This is a genomic window from Coraliomargarita sinensis (assembly GCF_003185655.1).
In the GTDB taxonomy this organism is placed as follows: Bacteria; Verrucomicrobiota; Verrucomicrobiia; order Opitutales; family Coraliomargaritaceae; genus Coraliomargarita_B; species Coraliomargarita_B sinensis.
Window position 1 is genome coordinate 1 of sequence record NZ_QHJQ01000001.1, and the last position, 15,774, is coordinate 15,774.

At 56.3% G+C, this 15,774-nt stretch carries 15 protein-coding genes; 6 read left to right on the forward strand and 9 right to left on the reverse strand.

From position 1 onward, the window contains the following. The coding region (locus DDZ13_RS00005) for a transposase (RefSeq protein ID WP_199221015.1) at positions 1–187 on the reverse strand (187 nt) is incomplete at its 3' end. A gap of 192 nt (positions 188–379) precedes the next feature. Here DDZ13_RS00005 and DDZ13_RS00010 point away from each other — a divergent pair. The 5 genes from DDZ13_RS00010 (at position 380) to DDZ13_RS00030 (ending at position 4,112) form a co-directional block, all read left to right on the forward strand. Then, positions 380–1,615: a beta-ketoacyl-[acyl-carrier-protein] synthase family protein gene (locus DDZ13_RS00010; protein WP_110129838.1), complete on the forward strand. Its 1,236-nt coding sequence runs from the start codon at positions 380–382 to the stop codon at positions 1,613–1,615. Positions 1,616–1,654: 39 nt separating this feature from the next. Further along, entirely contained in the window at positions 1,655–1,906 is a 252-nt protein-coding gene (locus tag DDZ13_RS00015; RefSeq protein ID WP_110129367.1) for an acyl carrier protein, read from the forward strand. Positions 1,907–2,012: 106 nt separating this feature from the next. Next, positions 2,013–2,255: a FitA-like ribbon-helix-helix domain-containing protein gene (locus tag DDZ13_RS00020; RefSeq protein WP_110129368.1), complete on the forward strand. Its 243-nt coding sequence runs from the start codon at positions 2,013–2,015 to the stop codon at positions 2,253–2,255. After that, positions 2,236–2,682, forward strand: a complete 447-nt coding sequence (locus DDZ13_RS00025) for a type II toxin-antitoxin system VapC family toxin (protein WP_110129369.1) — start codon at positions 2,236–2,238, stop codon at positions 2,680–2,682. Before DDZ13_RS00020 ends, DDZ13_RS00025 begins: the two co-directional genes overlap by 20 nt. A gap of 5 nt (positions 2,683–2,687) precedes the next feature. Next, on the forward strand, positions 2,688–4,112 hold the full coding sequence (locus tag DDZ13_RS00030; protein WP_110129370.1) for a phytoene desaturase family protein: 1,425 nt from the start codon (positions 2,688–2,690) through the stop codon (positions 4,110–4,112). 96 nt (positions 4,113–4,208) lie between these two features. Here DDZ13_RS00030 and der read toward each other — a convergent pair whose 3' ends face one another. From der to DDZ13_RS00060, 6 genes are all read right to left on the reverse strand, one after another. Continuing rightward, positions 4,209–5,762 carry a ribosome biogenesis GTPase Der gene (der, locus tag DDZ13_RS00035; RefSeq protein ID WP_110129839.1) on the reverse strand — a complete coding sequence of 518 codons (1,554 nt, stop codon included), beginning with the start codon at positions 5,760–5,762 and terminating at the stop codon, positions 4,209–4,211. An 89-nt stretch (positions 5,763–5,851) separates the two neighbouring features. Next, entirely contained in the window at positions 5,852–7,024 is a 1,173-nt protein-coding gene (locus DDZ13_RS00040; RefSeq protein WP_110129371.1) for an aminotransferase class I/II-fold pyridoxal phosphate-dependent enzyme, read from the reverse strand. Further along, positions 7,024–7,506 (reverse strand): Lrp/AsnC family transcriptional regulator, encoded by a 483-nt coding sequence (locus DDZ13_RS00045; RefSeq protein ID WP_110129372.1) that lies wholly within the window; start codon positions 7,504–7,506, stop codon positions 7,024–7,026. Before DDZ13_RS00045 ends, DDZ13_RS00040 begins: the two co-directional genes overlap by 1 nt. Positions 7,507–7,575: 69 nt before the next feature. Further along, positions 7,576–10,179: a response regulator gene (locus tag DDZ13_RS00050; RefSeq protein ID WP_110129373.1), complete on the reverse strand. Its 2,604-nt coding sequence runs from the start codon at positions 10,177–10,179 to the stop codon at positions 7,576–7,578. Between the two features lie 172 nt (positions 10,180–10,351). Continuing rightward, on the reverse strand, positions 10,352–11,242 hold the full coding sequence (locus tag DDZ13_RS00055) for an alpha/beta fold hydrolase (RefSeq protein WP_110129374.1): 891 nt from the start codon (positions 11,240–11,242) through the stop codon (positions 10,352–10,354). After that, complete coding sequence (locus DDZ13_RS00060; RefSeq protein WP_110129375.1) at positions 11,239–12,279, reverse strand: 3-oxoacyl-ACP synthase III; 1,041 nt, start codon at positions 12,277–12,279, stop codon at positions 11,239–11,241. Before DDZ13_RS00060 ends, DDZ13_RS00055 begins: the two co-directional genes overlap by 4 nt. A 188-nt stretch (positions 12,280–12,467) precedes the next feature. Between DDZ13_RS00060 and DDZ13_RS00065 the strand changes: the two genes are divergently transcribed. Beyond that, a complete protein-coding gene (locus DDZ13_RS00065) occupies positions 12,468–14,303 on the forward strand; it encodes a right-handed parallel beta-helix repeat-containing protein (protein ID WP_146209174.1) in 1,836 nt (611 codons plus the stop codon). A 154-nt stretch (positions 14,304–14,457) separates the two neighbouring features. Here DDZ13_RS00065 and DDZ13_RS00070 read toward each other — a convergent pair whose 3' ends face one another. Together DDZ13_RS00070 and DDZ13_RS00075 are read right to left on the reverse strand one after the other, a co-directional pair. Continuing rightward, entirely contained in the window at positions 14,458–15,261 is an 804-nt protein-coding gene (locus DDZ13_RS00070; RefSeq protein WP_110129377.1) for an enoyl-ACP reductase FabI, read from the reverse strand. A 51-nt stretch (positions 15,262–15,312) separates the two neighbouring features. Continuing rightward, the gene (locus tag DDZ13_RS00075; protein WP_110129378.1) at positions 15,313–15,744 is read right to left on the reverse strand and encodes a 3-hydroxyacyl-ACP dehydratase FabZ family protein; all 432 of its coding nucleotides are present in this window, start codon (positions 15,742–15,744) and stop codon (positions 15,313–15,315) included. Positions 15,745–15,774 lie beyond the last annotated feature (30 nt).

The following is a 15,774-nucleotide window of genomic DNA, read 5'->3' on the forward strand; positions in this document are numbered from 1 at the left end:
CATGAAAGTGATTCGCCATCACGCAGTAGGTCAACACCTCGACCCCGCAGAAATCCGCCACCTGCCAGATCATCTTCCGCAGGATCTCCCTCTCCCGATCACCAAACAAACGCTCTCCATTCACCGTTCTGGTCATACAGTGATAGGTCGCATCGCTACCACTTACTTTTAGACGCCGGGTTCGCATATTAAAAATATCAATAGAATACAGACAATCTGACGTCAAATAATATTAGCCTGTCCCTTATATTTTAGAATGAGAGAATGTGGGCGTTAACATGGAAGCAGAAGCCCACCACTCCCATTAAAATAGGTCAGGCTCGCAGTTTACTTTGTTGACACTTGAGCCAGCGAAAATGCTATGAAGGACCTTTTACCCATGGAGCAATCCCGTATCGTCATCACAGGCATCGGCCTGACATCGCCCAACGGCAACACTATTGAGGAGTATCGCAAGAACCTGCTCGACGGTGTCGCCGGTGTGCAACTGATGGATGTGCGCTACATGGGCCAGCAACCGGCCGGGGTCTGCGACTTCGACACCAAGAAATACCAGAACCGCAAGGAATTGAGGGTCGGCACCCGGGCGGGCAGCATCGCTATCTACAGTGCCCACGAGGCCATGAACAGCTCGGGCATCGACTTTGAGGGGATGGACAAGAGCCGGATCGGGGTGTACGTCGGCACGACCGAGCACGGCAACGTGGAGACGGAAAACGAAGTCTACAACATTTCCAAGTTCGACTACGATACCCGCTACTGGACGCACCACCACAACCCCCGGACGGTGGCGAACAACCCGGCTGGCGAAATCACCATCAACATGGGGATCACCGGCCCGCACTACACCATCGGGGCCGCCTGTGCCGCCGGCAATGCCGGCCTCATCCAAGCCGTGCAGATGCTCCGCCTCGGCGAGGTGGACGTCGCCCTGGCGGGCGGTGTCTCGGAAAGTATCCAGACTTTCGGCATCTTCGCCGGCTTCAAGAGCCAGGGCGCCCTCGGCTCGCACGAGGATGTGAGCAAGGCCAGCCGCCCCTTCGACAAGAGCCGCAACGGCATCGTCGTCTCCGAAGGCGGCGCCATCTACACGCTGGAACGCTTGGAAGATGCTCAAGCTCGAGGCGCCAATATTCTGGCCGAAATTATCGGCTACCGGATCAATTCAGATGCCTCCGACTATGTGCTACCCAACCCGGAGCGCCAGTCCGAGTGTATGCGGGCTGCCCTCGCCAACGCGGGAATCGAGCCGGAGGACGTGGACATCGTGAACACCCACGCCACTTCGACCCCGCAGGGCGATATTCAGGAGTGCAAAGCGATAAAGGAAGTCTTCGGGGAATGCCCGAATACCTACGTCAATAACACCAAAAGCTTCATCGGACACGCCATGGGCGCAGCCGGAGCCCTCGAGTTGGCCGGCAATCTCCCCTCTTTTCAGGACAATATCGTCCACCCAACCATCAATATCGACGACCTGGACCCGGAATGTGCCCTCCCCAACCTGATCATAAACGAGCCCCGCAAGGTTGACGCGGTCAAAGTTATCCTCAACAACTCCTTCGGCATGCTCGGAATCAACTCCGCACTCATCGTGCGCAAGTTCGAAAAATAGTTCAATTACTCACCACTCATTAGACATTCAAAATTTAAAATGACAGAAGATCAGGTAAAACAAATCGTTATCGACATTATCAACGAGATCGCTCCGGACGAAGACACCACCGGTTTGAAAAGCGACGTCGCCCTGCGCGAACAAATGGACCTCGATTCCATGGACTTCCTCGACATCGTGATGGAGCTTCGCAAGCAGCACGGGATTGAAGTCCCGGAGGCGGATTACCCGGAACTTGCATCGCTCGACAGCTGCGCCAACTATTTGACGCCGAAGTTCAACGAGAAGTAGTCCTGCAGAAACAACTTTTTCAGGAGACGCGCAGAGCATTGGCCTGCGCGTTTTTCTTTGTACGCGACCGCTTGACAGGAAAAAATAGTAGCATTTTAATACCAGTATGAAATCGCTACATATCCGGAATCTGGATGACGAGGTGCTTAGTGGACTGAAAAGAAGAGCCTCCAGACATCGTCGTTCACTCCAGAAAGAGATTGAAGTCCTGCTCAAAGATGCGGCTCGAATGTCTCCCCCAGAAGAAGATCCAGCAGAGATAGCAGAACTAAAGCTCAATACGGTTGCGGACGGTCGTGCCGACATAACTTGGAACCGGGACATGATCTATGGTGACGACGGACGCTGAACCCTGCTTCGTAGATACAAATATTTTACTCTCCGCGACTCTAATCGGTCGGCCCGAGCATTCACGTTCGCATCAACTGCTCGGAATGGGCCTGACAGGAGAACTACGGCTTTTTGTATGCGGGCAAATATTTCGTGAATATTTGGTCGTTGCCACGCGCCCGCTTGAGAACAACGGCTTAGGCCTCACCCCGAAAAAGGCGACCGAGAACATCCGATCCTTCCGGAAATGTCTACAACTTCTCGATGAAACAGATGCGACCGCTCGCCGCTTGGAATGGCTGACCACCAAACAAAGACTCAAAGGTAAGCGCATTCATGATGCCAATATTATCAGTATCATGATTGAGAATGGTTTGCGCATAATCTATACCTTGAACCCAACTGACTTTAAAATTTTTGCAGGAATGCAAACGAAACAGCCTTAGAGATCATGCCCACTTCCTTAAACGGCCAGCACTTTGAAACCGTCATCATCGGCGCCGGCATGGCGGGCATGGCTGCCGGCATCCGCCTGGCGCTGGCGGGCAAGAATGTCATTATCTTGGAGCGCCACAATGCCTCCGGCGGGCTGAACTCTTTCTATAGCCAGGATGGCCGCAAGTTCGATGTCGGGCTGCATGCCATGACCAACTACGTGCCCAAGGGGACCAAGGGTACCCCACTGGCCAAGCTGCTGCGCCAGCTCCGCATCCCCTACGACGCACTCGATCTCTGTCCGCAGTACGGCTCCAAGGTCGCCTTTCCCGGCTGTGAGTTGAAGTTCAATAACGACTTCGCGCTTCTGGAATCGGAAGTGGCCCGCGCCTTCCCCAAGCAGATCGACGGCTTCCGCGCCCTCGCCGACGAGGTTCGCACGCTCGACGCTTTCAATCTGGGAGCCATTCCCACCTCGGCCCGCGAGGCGGTGCAGCGACACATCAGCGACCCGCTGCTCGAAGACATGCTCTTCTGCCCGGTCATGTACTACGGCAGCGCCGAAGAGCACGACATGGACTACGGGCAGTTCGCCATCATGTTCCGCTCGCTCTTCTTCGAGGGCTTTGCCCGCCCCTTTGACGGCGTGCGCGTCATCATCCGCCTCCTCCAAAACAAATACCGCGAGCTCGGCGGGGTGCGGAAGATGAAGTGCGGCATTCAGAAAATCCATACCGAGGGCAACCGAGCCAGCGCCATCACTCTGGACAACGGCGAAACCATCACGGCGGACAAAATCATTTCCAGCGCCGGAGCGGTCGAAACTGCGCGGCTCTGCGCGGATCAGGCCGAAGAGGCCGAAGCCGACAACATTGGCCAGCTCAGCTTCACCGAAACCATCACCGTGCTCGACCGCCAGCCAGTGGACTTCGGGTGGGACGATACCATTATTTTCTTCAACACCCGCGACCGCTTTTACTACGGCCGCTGCGAAAACGATCTGGTCGACCCGACCAGCGGGGTGATCTGCTTCCCCAACAACTACGATTACGGCGACCGCCAACTGGACGAGGGCTTTCTTCGCATCACTGCCACGGCCAACCACGACAAGTGGTGTGCGCTCGATGAGGAAGAGTACCTTGCGCAGAAGGCACACTGGTATGGCGAGCTGCAGAAGGTCGCGCTCGGCATTCTGCCCGAGCCCAAGCTCGACCTCGACGAACACCGCATCGCCAAGGATATGTTCACTCCGCGCACCGTGCGCAAATACACCGGTCATCTCAACGGTGCCATCTACGGCGCGCCCAACAAGATCAAGGACGGCCGGACCCACTTGGAGAATCTTTACCTCGCGGGCACGGACCAGGGCTTTCTCGGCATCGTCGGCGCCATGCTGAGCGGCATCTCCATGGCCAACCTGCACGTCTTGCAGGGCAACTGAGCCGGAGGAAGCCGAAGCCAAGTGGCAGGCCTTTTAAGCTGCCTGGCTAGAGGCCGCCTCTGAAAAGGCGGATTAAAAATCCAACCAGGTAGAGTTTTAACGCTTCTTCCCGGGGCGATTGTGCGCCGCTTTTGACTGGGCAATCTTCTTCCGGCGTTCGGGATGCTTGCGGTCCTGTTTGGCGGCGTCTTCGCCCATCTTGCGGACGCGGTTTTTCTTTTGGATCTTGTCACTCTGGCGCGGGGCGAACTCGCCCTCGCCTCCTTCGTAGCGCTTGTCTTTACCCACAAGGTCGAAACGTACCGGGCAACCGCTGAGGCGGAACTCATGGATAATGGCTTTCTCCAGATAGCGGCGATAACCGGGGTCGAGGCGTTCCACTCGGTTGCAATAAAACCGAATTTTCAAGGGACGCGATCCCACTTGCACGGCGTAAAAGACTTTAAAGCGTTTGGTGCCCACGAGCTTGGGTGAGCGCGCCTCAAAAAGACTTTGAATGAGATTATTCAGGCGCCCGGTCGGCAGCTTGAGGTCGAGAGTGGCCTGAACCGACGCTGCGGTCTCCAAAAGTGATTCGATTTTGAAGCCCGTCATCGCCGAGACAAAGAGTACCGGTGGATCGGGCAAAAAAAACATCTCCTTACGCAACGAATCCTCGTAGGACTTGAGGAAGTGCTTGAGGTTTTTATAGCCCTCGATCGGCTCCTCTTCCCAGCGCTGAATAATAAGATCCCACTTATTGACTACGATCACGAGCGCGCGACCGGTATCGAGCACCTCGCCGGCAAGTGCTTGATCCTGTTTGGTCACCCCTTCGACCGCATCGATCACCAAAAAGACCACGTCCGAGCGCTCCAACGCGTGCTGGGTACGGACCCCGGAAAAGTATTCCACCGGGCTGTCGACCTTTCGCTTCATACGCAGGCCCGCAGTGTCCGCCAGGCGGAACTTCAATGTCTCGCCATCCGGATGTTTGTAGTCGAGGTCCAGTTCGATGGAATCACGAGTGGTGCCGGGTACATCGCTGACGATGAGACGGTTGGAGTCGAGCAGACGGTTCCCAATCGACGACTTGCCCACGTTGGGCCGACCGAGCAAAGAGATCCGGATACGCTTGTCCTTGTCGCCCGAAGAACCTTCCGGCTTGGGCCCGAGCATTTCGTCAATGGCTTCGTTCAGAACAGTGATCCCCCGCCCGTGCTCCGCCGAGACCGTGTAGGCATCGCCCAGCCCGAGCCGGCTGAACTCATCGGCATCCGCTTCCTCTTCCTGGTTGTCGACTTTATTGGCCACGAGCAACACCTGTTTCCCATAGCGACGGAGCTTTTCCGCCACCATTTCATCGAGTGCCGTGATCCCGCTGCGTACGTCGACGACAAACAGAATCACAGAAGCTGCCCGGATCGCGAAGTCGACCTGGTCTTCGGCCGCAGTGGCGATCTTTTTTGGTGTCATCTCCAACTCCATCCCGATCCCGCCGGTGTCCAGCAAAACATAGTCGTCGCGAACTTCGGCGGAAATGAGATCGCGCGTCACCCCCGGCATGTCGTGGACGATGGACAAGCGACGCCCGCAAAGCCGGTTGAAGAGACGGCTTTTCCCGACGTTTGGACGGCCCACAAGGGCAACTGTTCTGGATGGATCGATCATGGATGAACTTCGAACATTGAACATTGAGCGTCCAACGTCGAATAAAATGAAAAACGGCTCTCTCGGGAACTGATTCGATGTTCCTTGGCTCAGCCTAATGAGCCAACGTACCTTTCGATACGGTCGGTCGCTTCGAGGATGCGCTCGTAACTGGTCGAAAAACTGGCCCGGGCAAACCCCGCTCCGGATTCACCGAAGGCGGTCCCCGGAACAATCGCGACTTCCTCCTTCTCGAGCAGTCCCTTGCAGAAATCGATCGAACTCATGCCGAACCCTTGGATGGACGGGAAGGCATAGAAGGAACCTTTCGGCAAATGACATTTGAGGCCGATCTCGTTGAAACGGCGAACAATGAGGTCGCGGCGGCGCTGGTAAGCATCCTTCATCTTACTGACAGCCGGCGCACCATTCTTTAATGCCTCGATAGCGGCCTCCTGCGAGAGAATCGGCGCGCAGAGCATACTGTACTGGTGCACCTTCATCATGGCCTCGATCAGAACCTGCGGCCCACAGGCGTAACCGATACGAAAACCGGTCATGGCAAATGCCTTGGAAAAGCCGTGAAGGAAAATTGTACGTTCCTTCATCCCGGGCAGTGAAGCGATACTGGTGTGCTCTCCCTCAAAAGTGAGCTCGGAGTAAATCTCGTCGCTGATGACCAGAAGATCCTTCTCCACCGCAAACTTGGCCAGCTTCTCGAGCTTGGCTTTTTCCGTCACCCCGCCGGTGGGGTTGGTGGGGAAATTGAGCAGGAGCACTTTCACGCCCGGCTCCCAGGCCTCGATCACCCGCTCCGGGTTGATCCCAAATTCGTCCTCCGCGCTTGTCGCCACAGCAATCGGCTCGGCATGCGCCAATTTGATACTCGGGCTGTAAGAAACATAACAGGGCTCGTGATAAATGACTTTGTCCCCGGGGTTGAGCACTGCCCGCAGGGCAATATCCAGAGCCTCCGAAACACCGACCGCGACAAGCACCTCCTTTTCCGGATGATAACCGATACCGAAATTGTTTTCCACATAGGTGCTGATCTCCCGGCGCAGCCGAATCAGGCCGAGGTTATCGGTGTAGCTCGTCTTGCCTTTTTCCAAAGCAAAGATCGCCGCCTCGCGGATATGCCAGGGCGTGACAAAATCCGGCTCGCCGATGCCTAGGGAAATCGCCTCCGGCATGGCCTGAACAATCGCAAAAAAATCGCGAATACCGGAACGGGGCAAACCGGATACATGGTCTGCCACAAACTGTTGACCTGCTTCTTTCATCACGGACTAACTGCAGGTTTATCGTTGCCTTCACTCGGCGCCAACAAGAGGTGGCCCTGTTCTTTATAGGCACGGAGCATAAAATGCGTCGCCGTGGAAAGCACACCCTCGACGCTTGCGAGGCGCTCGGAAACAAAGGTCGCCACTTCACGCAAATCATCTCCCACCGCGAAGACCAAAAGGTCGTAGCTGCCGGACATCAGGTAGCAGGACTCCACCGCATCGAAACGTGCGATACGTGTGGCCAGCCGATCGAAGCCGCCGTCGCGCTCCGGACTGATTTTTACCTCGATTACCGCGCGAACGATGTTCTCCTGGGCCCGCTCGGGATTAAGCACGGGGCGCCAGCCAAGAAGAATCCCTTCGGACTCCAGTCGCGCGATCTCCGCCTCGATCTCGGACTCAGACATGCCAAGCACCTGCGCCATTTGCGCAGTATCAAGACGTTCACCTTCGAGGAGTAATTGCAGAACGGAACTCATAAGTCGGAGGAGTTAAGGAGCAAAGTGCCGAAAATGCAAAAAGCAAAAACAGCATTTTTCAGGGCTGTTTCAGACGCGGGTTTCGGCTTTTTTCAACTCGGCTGCAACATCTCGAGCAAGAATTTGCAGCGACTCAATAAACTCACGCCCGCGTGCACGGACCTCACGCTCGAGTTTCTTTTTGCTGGCTTGTTCCAAAGCGACCGCAAGAGAGACCGAATCTTCCTGCCCAAAGTGGCCGACCACGCTCTTCAGGTTGTGCGCCATGAAATAAGATTGTTCGAAATCCTTGTCCTCAAGCGCACGTTGAAGTTTGGCGATATCCCCCGGAAGCGTCTCTATGTAAATCTTCGCAGCCACCAGCAGATCCTCCCGGTCTTCGTTACTCAATGTCGTCAGGTATTCGGCAAATCCTCCCTTTCGGGAAAGTGCCTCTCCTCCGGTCTTTTGCTCGTGCGATTCAGCCTGCAGGAGCACTTCTTTAAGACGTTCCACTCGGAAAGGCTTGGCAATGTAGTTATCCATGCCCGCCGCAAGGCAACGCTCTTCATCGCCCTTCATGGCGTGCGCCGTCATCGCCACAATGTAATGCGCGGCCTGTCTGTTCTCTTTTTCATATTTCCGGATCGCGGCCGTTGTCTCGTAGCCATCCATTCCCGGCATTTGAATATCCATCAGGATGCAATCGTAGCGCTTCTTTTTAAGGGCCTCGAGGGCATCCAGGCTATCACCGGCAATCGTCACAACATGGCCTAACTTCTTGAGCCGCTGCTTGGCGACGATCTGGTTCACCAAGTTGTCTTCGACCACCAGAATATCGAGACTTGAAGCTGTCCCATTAACCTCTTCGGGCTTATCCTTGCGTGTCTCTTTTTTCCCGCCCAGTTCAAAGGTTTCAAGAATCACCTCCAACAGCGTGTGACGTTTCACCGGCTTGGAGAGGGCCCGGGCAACTCCGATCTCGGCAGCACGCTCCGCCTCTCTTCGGTCCAGAGAGGAAGAGAGAAGAATTAGCCGGGCCGCCCTCAACTCGGAACGTGATTTAATCAAGCTGGCCACATCCAGTCCGGTCAGCGCCGGCATTTGCTGGTCAAGGATCACCAGCTCATAGGGATCATTTTCCTGACCGGCTTTTTCCATTTCGGCGATCGCACCGGAACCATCTTCCACCATCGTGCTTCGATAGCCCCAACCGGCGCACATCTGGCTGTAAATTTCACGGTTCGTCTCGTTATCATCCACAATCAGGACTCGCATCCCGGCAAGCTCAGGGTTGTAGGGGACCGCCTCCGCCCCGTGATAAGCAGAAAGCGCAAAGGGCACCTCAAATGTAAAAGCCGAGCCCTGGCCGACCTCGCTCGCCACGCTGATCTGCCCCTCCATCATTTCGACCAGTTGACGGCTGATCGATAGCCCCAGCCCGGTGCCACCATATTTACGGGTGGTGGACATATCCGCCTGAGTGAAACTTTCGAAGATGGCGTCTCTACGCCCCTCGGAAATACCGATTCCTGTATCAGTCACCGAGAAGCGAATCCTTGCCGAATCCTCAGCAACATGCCGTGTTTCAGCCCGAATCACAATCTCGCCCTTGTCGGTGAATTTCACGGCATTACTGACCAGATTATTCAGCACCTGCTTCAGGCGCGTCGGATCGCCCATCAGATACGTGGGGAGCTTTTCATCGTAGGCTGTGATCAATTCGATCCCCTTTTTACGGGTCTCCTGTACAAAGCTCTCCGCCACATTCTCCATAAGGGTTCGCGGCACGAAATTCAGTTTTTCAAGATTGAGCTGTCCGGCTTCGATTTTCGAGAAATCGAGCACATCATTGACCAGTGTCAGGAGAGTATTTCCACACTGCAGGACCGTATCAATGTAGCTCCGCTGCTCGCGGTCGAGGTCAGTTTCTTCGCACAGTTCGGAGGCACCGATAATCCCGTTGATCGGTGTGCGTATTTCATGGCTCATGGCCGCGAGGAATTCACCTTTTGCCCGACTGGCGGCGCGGGCCTGATCGATCGCCAATCGCAGGTCATCTTCCGTCCGCTTCAAATCGCTGATATCCCGTGCCACGCTCAGAGTGCCAATCATCTCGCCTTCATTGTTACGCACCGGAACCACCGACAACTGAAGCCATTGTTGCAACCCGTTCTTCAAAGTCACACTGGAGACTTCATTCACGACGGCACGTCCGGAATCCGCCAGCTCACGATCAACTTTAGCAAGCCATTGCGCACTTTCTTCAGAAACAAAGTCCCTTATCGTGTTATCCACATTAGGAACCTTGCTCCCGTCCGCAACCGCTCTGCTGAAAGCTTTATTGCTTAAGATAAAGTGGCCTGCCACATCGCGGAAATAGATGTACTCTAAAGTATTATCGAGAATCACCCGAAGCATCTTCAACTCGCTCCGACTACTGTAACGGACGTCGTTATTCACTTTCGGGTGCTCCAGGGTGTAGAGCCATACCTGCGATTCGCTTTCGGCCTCCCGTTGCAGCATCACATCAACGGATGCGATCCCGTAGCGGTTCTCCTGGGGGGAGATTCGCCCCGTCCAAGTCTGCCCCGGCTTCAAGTCTTTAACGATACCGCTGAAAAGCTGTTCCCCGTGGATATGGAAGAGCCGGTCCACCGCGCCACCCACTTTGCAGCCATAAAGTTGCTGCATGTGTGCATTTGCCGTAAGCACAGTGCCATCCGCGCTCCCTATGACGGCAATACCCCATGGGAATGCATCAGGAAGATTGATAAGGGCGGAGTCTGTCGGTGCTTCAAGCAATGTTAGCTAATTAATACCTCCAGACTCCACGGCAAGCGGAATCACTTGAGCGGGGACCCGCTCAGATTTGCAGGAACCCGCGGATCTCCTGCCAGACTTTGAGACCGCCGTCCTCCAAGATATAGTGCCCACAATGCTTGTGATAGCGAGTTTCGGCATGGGGGAAAATTTCCTGCCAACGCTGTAAAAAGTGATCATTAAAACAAAAATCCTTGCCGCCCCAAACCAGTTGGATCGGCTTTTCACGCAAATGTTCCAGCCCCTTCTCGACCTCGGTCAAAGTGGCGTAAGACGGGTGCGAGTCCCACAGAGGGATGTCTTTGACAAAATTCCAGACCGCTACCCGCTTGGACCAACTTCGATATGGCCAGAGGAAGCCCCGGCGCACCGACTTGGAAAGCGGCTGCACCACCGACATGTTCGCAGCCGGGCCGGCAAAAGCGTTCAGGCCCCGGATCATGAAGGGCCCAACCAGCGGGCATTTTACCAATGCGATGCGAAGCGGTATCCGCTTCGAATGGTAAGCCGCAGTGTTGAGCAGAACCAGTTTATCGAGTGCTTCCGCGCGCCGCCCGGCCAAGCCACAACCGATCGCTCCACCCCAGTCGTGCACAACCAAATTGAAGCTGGAAATCCCCAGGTGATCGACCAGACGCTCCACATCGTCAATCCGGCGCTTGAACGTGTAGTCGTATTCCTGCGGCTGGTCGGAAAGTCCACAGCCGATATGATCCGGCACGATGCAACGAAAGCCCGAACGGACCAGCTCGTTGACCAAATTCCGGTAGTAAAACGACCAGGTCGGATTCCCGTGGAGCATCAGCACGACCGGACCATTCCCCTCATCAAGATAGTGCATCACCGTCCCGTCGGGCTGCTCGAAAAGATTTCCCGCATAGGGATATTCCAGCCGCACGTCAGGCGGTAGATCGCTGGCTCGTAAATGACTCATAAATCCGGCCACTCCAGGGCCATCATAATACTGCTTAACCCGCTTCCGATCCCGAGGAGGGCGGCCCGCTCACCTGCCTTGTAGGCACCGGCCTCAATGGCATAGGCCAGGGTGATCGGACAGGAGACCGATCCGACATTCCCCAGGGTCTCGAAGGTGGTAAAGTCTTTTGCCAGATCGAGCCCGAGCGCACCGAATAGTTCGCGGGTATGCGCCTTGCCCACCTGGTGGGTGATCACCCGGTCCGGGGACCCCGGGGTCCATCCGGTCACTTCGGTGAAGCGCGCCCAATTCCGCTTTGCCACGTTGATCCCGGCAACCAAAAGCTCTTCCGAGTCCGTCAGCATCTCCAGCGCATCGCCCGAGCTGTCTCCCTGACAGAGCTCGTTCGCCGCCGTATCCGTTTCCACTGCTGCGGCGCGTAGTTGCATGCTGGATGCAGGCGCGAGGTCCTTGCGGCAAAGAACCGCCGCCACCGCGCCGGCGCCGATCGTCAGATTGGCAAAGTAAGGCTTAATCGTTTTCCGGGTGAGCCCGGGATCGTGCAGCTGCTGAATGGTATTCTCGACAAGAGGCCGGCCGTTCTCGCCGGAGCAAATGAGGGCGCGTTCAATCTGTCCGCTCTCGATCATACTCCCCGCCACGACCATGGCGTTCAGAAAGCCGAGGCAGGCGTTCGAGACGTCGAAAATCTGGGTTTTGCCGGGCAGGCCGAGCAAGCCGTGCACGTAGGCGGCCGTCGCCGGCTCGAGCCGGTCGCGGCATACCGCGGAGTGAATCAACAAGTCGATCTCACTCCGGTCGAAGGAGGATTGGGCCAGCACGGCCTCGCCCGCCTGAGCCGAGGCCTGGGAGGGAAACGTCCCCTTCGGCCAAAAACGCCGCTCCCGGATCCCTGTCATGAGTTCGAGCCGGCCCTCCGGCAACTTCAGTCGCTTGTAGACGTCGGCTAGTTTGGCCTCCACGTCCGCGGAAGTCCATACCTCTTCCGGCAGGGCATACGCGATTGATTCGATGGCGACTTGGTTGAATTTCACGGTTCAGGGGATATGGGATAGGGGTTGCGGGATGCGAGTTTAATTTTAAACCTGTAACCAAACCTCGCAAAACGGGAGTTTTGCGTTCCCGGGAACGCAGATCTCCTGATCTGCGAGGATCAACCATTTTCGAGAACGTTTTTGCCGATCGATGCGACGCCCGAGCCGAAACCAAAAGAATACATACGATGCGCCACCTTTTCACCACCCCCCTACTCCTCGCCACGATAATTTGCACAGGCGCCGGTTGCAGCATCTTGACGAGCGGAGAGCGTTCGTCCGAGATCGCCGAATCGTCGGACCGGACCGATTACTATATCCATCCGAACGACGGCAGCGACGCACGCTCCGGACTGGCGACCGAGGAAGCCTGGCGGAGCTTCGCCCCCCTCAACCGGCAAGAACTAAAACCGGGCGACCGCGTCCACATTCTGGCGCCGGGCCACTTCGACCAAAGCCTTCGCATCTCAGGAAGCGGGAGCCGGGCCGCGCCCATCGAGGTACATTTCGCCCCGGGGCGATACGACTTCTTCCCCGAAAATGCCCTCCGCAGGACATTCAACATCTCCAACACAAATGCAGACCCGGAGGGTGAAAAAGCGATCGGCATCTTCCTGGAGCAAGCCAGGCATGTGCGGATCCACGGGCACGGGGCCCGCATCGTTTTTCGCGGCAAAATGATCGAGGTCTGCATCGACCGGAGTGAGGACATCACCATCAGCGATCTGAAATTTGATTACCACCGGCCGACCGTCTCGGAATATCGGGTGACCGAAAATGATGGCGACCACCTGGAAATCAAAGTACACCGCGACTCCCAATACGAAATCCGGGACGGTCGACTCGTCTGGATTGGCGAGGGCTGGGAAAAAACGGGGAACCTGACCCAGGAACTCGACCCGGAAACAGATGTCGTGCGCCGCACCCGAAAATCGCTCCAGAATCTCCAGATCGAGGAAATCGAGCCCTTTCATCTCCGCGCTCGGGGCAAAAGCGACCTGAAAGCCGGCCACATCTACCAGGTCCGGGACACCTTTCGCGATTACGCGGCGGTCTTCACCCGTCGCAGTAAGGATATTGTCTGGAAAGACATTCACTTCCACTTTCTTCACGGCATGGGGCTGGTCAGCCAGTTCAGCGAGAACCTGACCTTCGACAACGTTGTGATCGCGCCGGATCCAAAGAGCGGGCGGACAACGGCCGCCTGGGCCGACGGCATCCACGTCTCCGGCTGCCGGGGCAAAGTACAAATCAAAGACTGCAGCTTCTCGGGCATGCACGATGATCCGATCAATATCCATGGCACCCACCTGCGGGTCGTCGAGCGGATTTCGGACAATCAGATCCGGGTGCGGTTTATGCACAAGCAGACCTTCGGCTTCATGGCCTTCAACCCGGGCGATGACATTACCTTCGTCCGCTGGGATTCACTGGAGACCTATGCGCCGAACACGGTTGAAGAGGCAGAATTGCTCAATCCCAAAGAGATGCGTCTCACGCTCGCGCAACCCGTTCCGGAGAGCCTCCGGGAAAAGGATGTGGTTGAGAACGTCACGTGGACACCAGAGGTCCTGATTACGGGTTGTGAGGTCAGGCGGACCCCGACCCGCGGATTCCTGCTGACCACACGCCGAAAGGCTGTGATTGAAAATAACAAATTTTACCGCACCTGGATGAGCGCCATCCTTCTGGAGAACGATGCCAGTGGCTGGTATGAATCAGGCGCCATCCGGGACCTCACGATCCGTGGCAATGAGTTCTTTTACTGCCGCGAGCCGGTCATCCACATCAACCCGCGCAACAGCATAGAGAACGATTCGGTGCATCGAAATATTCGCATCGAGGGGAACCGGTTTTGGCTCAGCGATAAGGTGGCCATCGAAGCACGCAGCACCAAGGGGCTGACGATCGCAGGAAATCGTTTTTACGCAGATCAAACTCTCGATCCAAAGGAAGCGATCCGAATCGAAGACTGTGCCGACGTGACGATTCGAAGGAACGAGAGTTTCCCTATCGAGGATTGAATATCATCGCACGGCATAGCCGCATCCCTACGTAGGGGCTTCCCTCGGGAAGCCCGAGAACGTTCAGGACCGCGCCGCAGTTTCGAAACCGCTACCACGCACGCGGGTGTCACAAGCAACACCCCTACGATTGGGTATCCGCAAAGTCCCCGGCCTACTCCGGCCGCATGGCCAGCCGGACCACTTCCTTGTCGAAATAGTTCCGGTCCATCCCGGCGTTGACCACGATGCCTTGCCCATTGATCCCACTGGATGCGGAACTGAGAAGAAAGACGGCCGTGTTAGCGACCTCCTGGGTGGTCAAGTTCTGCTTCCGGAAGGTCAGCTTTTCCGCGTAAAGATAGCTTTCCAGGTAACCGGGAATACCGGCGGACGCGCTGGTCTTGAGAGGACCGGCGTTCACAGTGTTGAAGCGGACCCGGGTGTCAGCACCGAAGGATTTGGCCAAATTGTAGGAACAGGTCTCCAGCGCGGCTTTGATTGGAGCCATATAGCCGTAATTTTCCGCTGTTACATCCGTCGAGGAGATCCCGATGGAAACGACCGAAGCCTCTTCGTTCAGAATCGGCTTGAAGGCGTTGGCCACTTCGACGAGCGAAAATGCCGAGATCGACGTCGCCTGCAGAAAGTCCTTCCTCACGGTCTCGTGAAAGGGCTTGAAGCCCTCCGAGTAGTTGGCGAAGGCGATGGAGTGGACAATGCCGTCGAGCGCGCCGTAGTCCGCCTTCACCTGTTCGGCCAGCGCAGTGATCTGCTCGGGGAGCTCGACATCGCAAATGTAGGCCTTCCGATCACCCAGAAGCTTTTGCAGACTTTCCAGCCGAGCCTCGGAGCGCACACTGTGAATAACCTCAGCGCCCGCTTCCTCCAGGGCTTTGGTGGTGGCCCAAGCCACACTCTTGCGGTTGGCCACCCCCATCACGAGGATGCGTTTGTTTTCTAAGTTCAGGAAACTCATTTTAAGAAACCACTATTGGACGTTCATAAACGTAAATTCACGGTCCAAAACCTACTCCTCCAGCATGGCCAGGGCGAACTCGATGACAAGGGCGGGCTTCCCTTCCTTGAGAACCTTGCCCTTCATGAAGTGGAACTTGCTGACGGTCTCCTTCATTGTCACTTCGATGGTAATCTCGTCCCCGGGCTTCACCATCTGCTTGAACTTGGCTTCACCGATCCGGGAAAGAACCGGGGTGACATCATTCAGGGAGCGCCCCTCCTTCTCGATCTGCTTGGCCAGATAGATCGCGCCGGCCTGGAAGCACGCCTCGCAGAGGAGCACGCCGGGCATGATGGGATTGCCCGGATAGTGCCCTTCAAACTGCGGTTCATCCGAGCGGATGGTGCGCTTGCAGGTGGCACCGTCCTCGCGGACTTCGACAATCTCGTCGAGGAAGAGAAACGGCGGCCGGTGGGGGATGGTCTTGAGAATTTCGTCCATACGGAGCAGTGAAACGCAGATGCCGCGAAA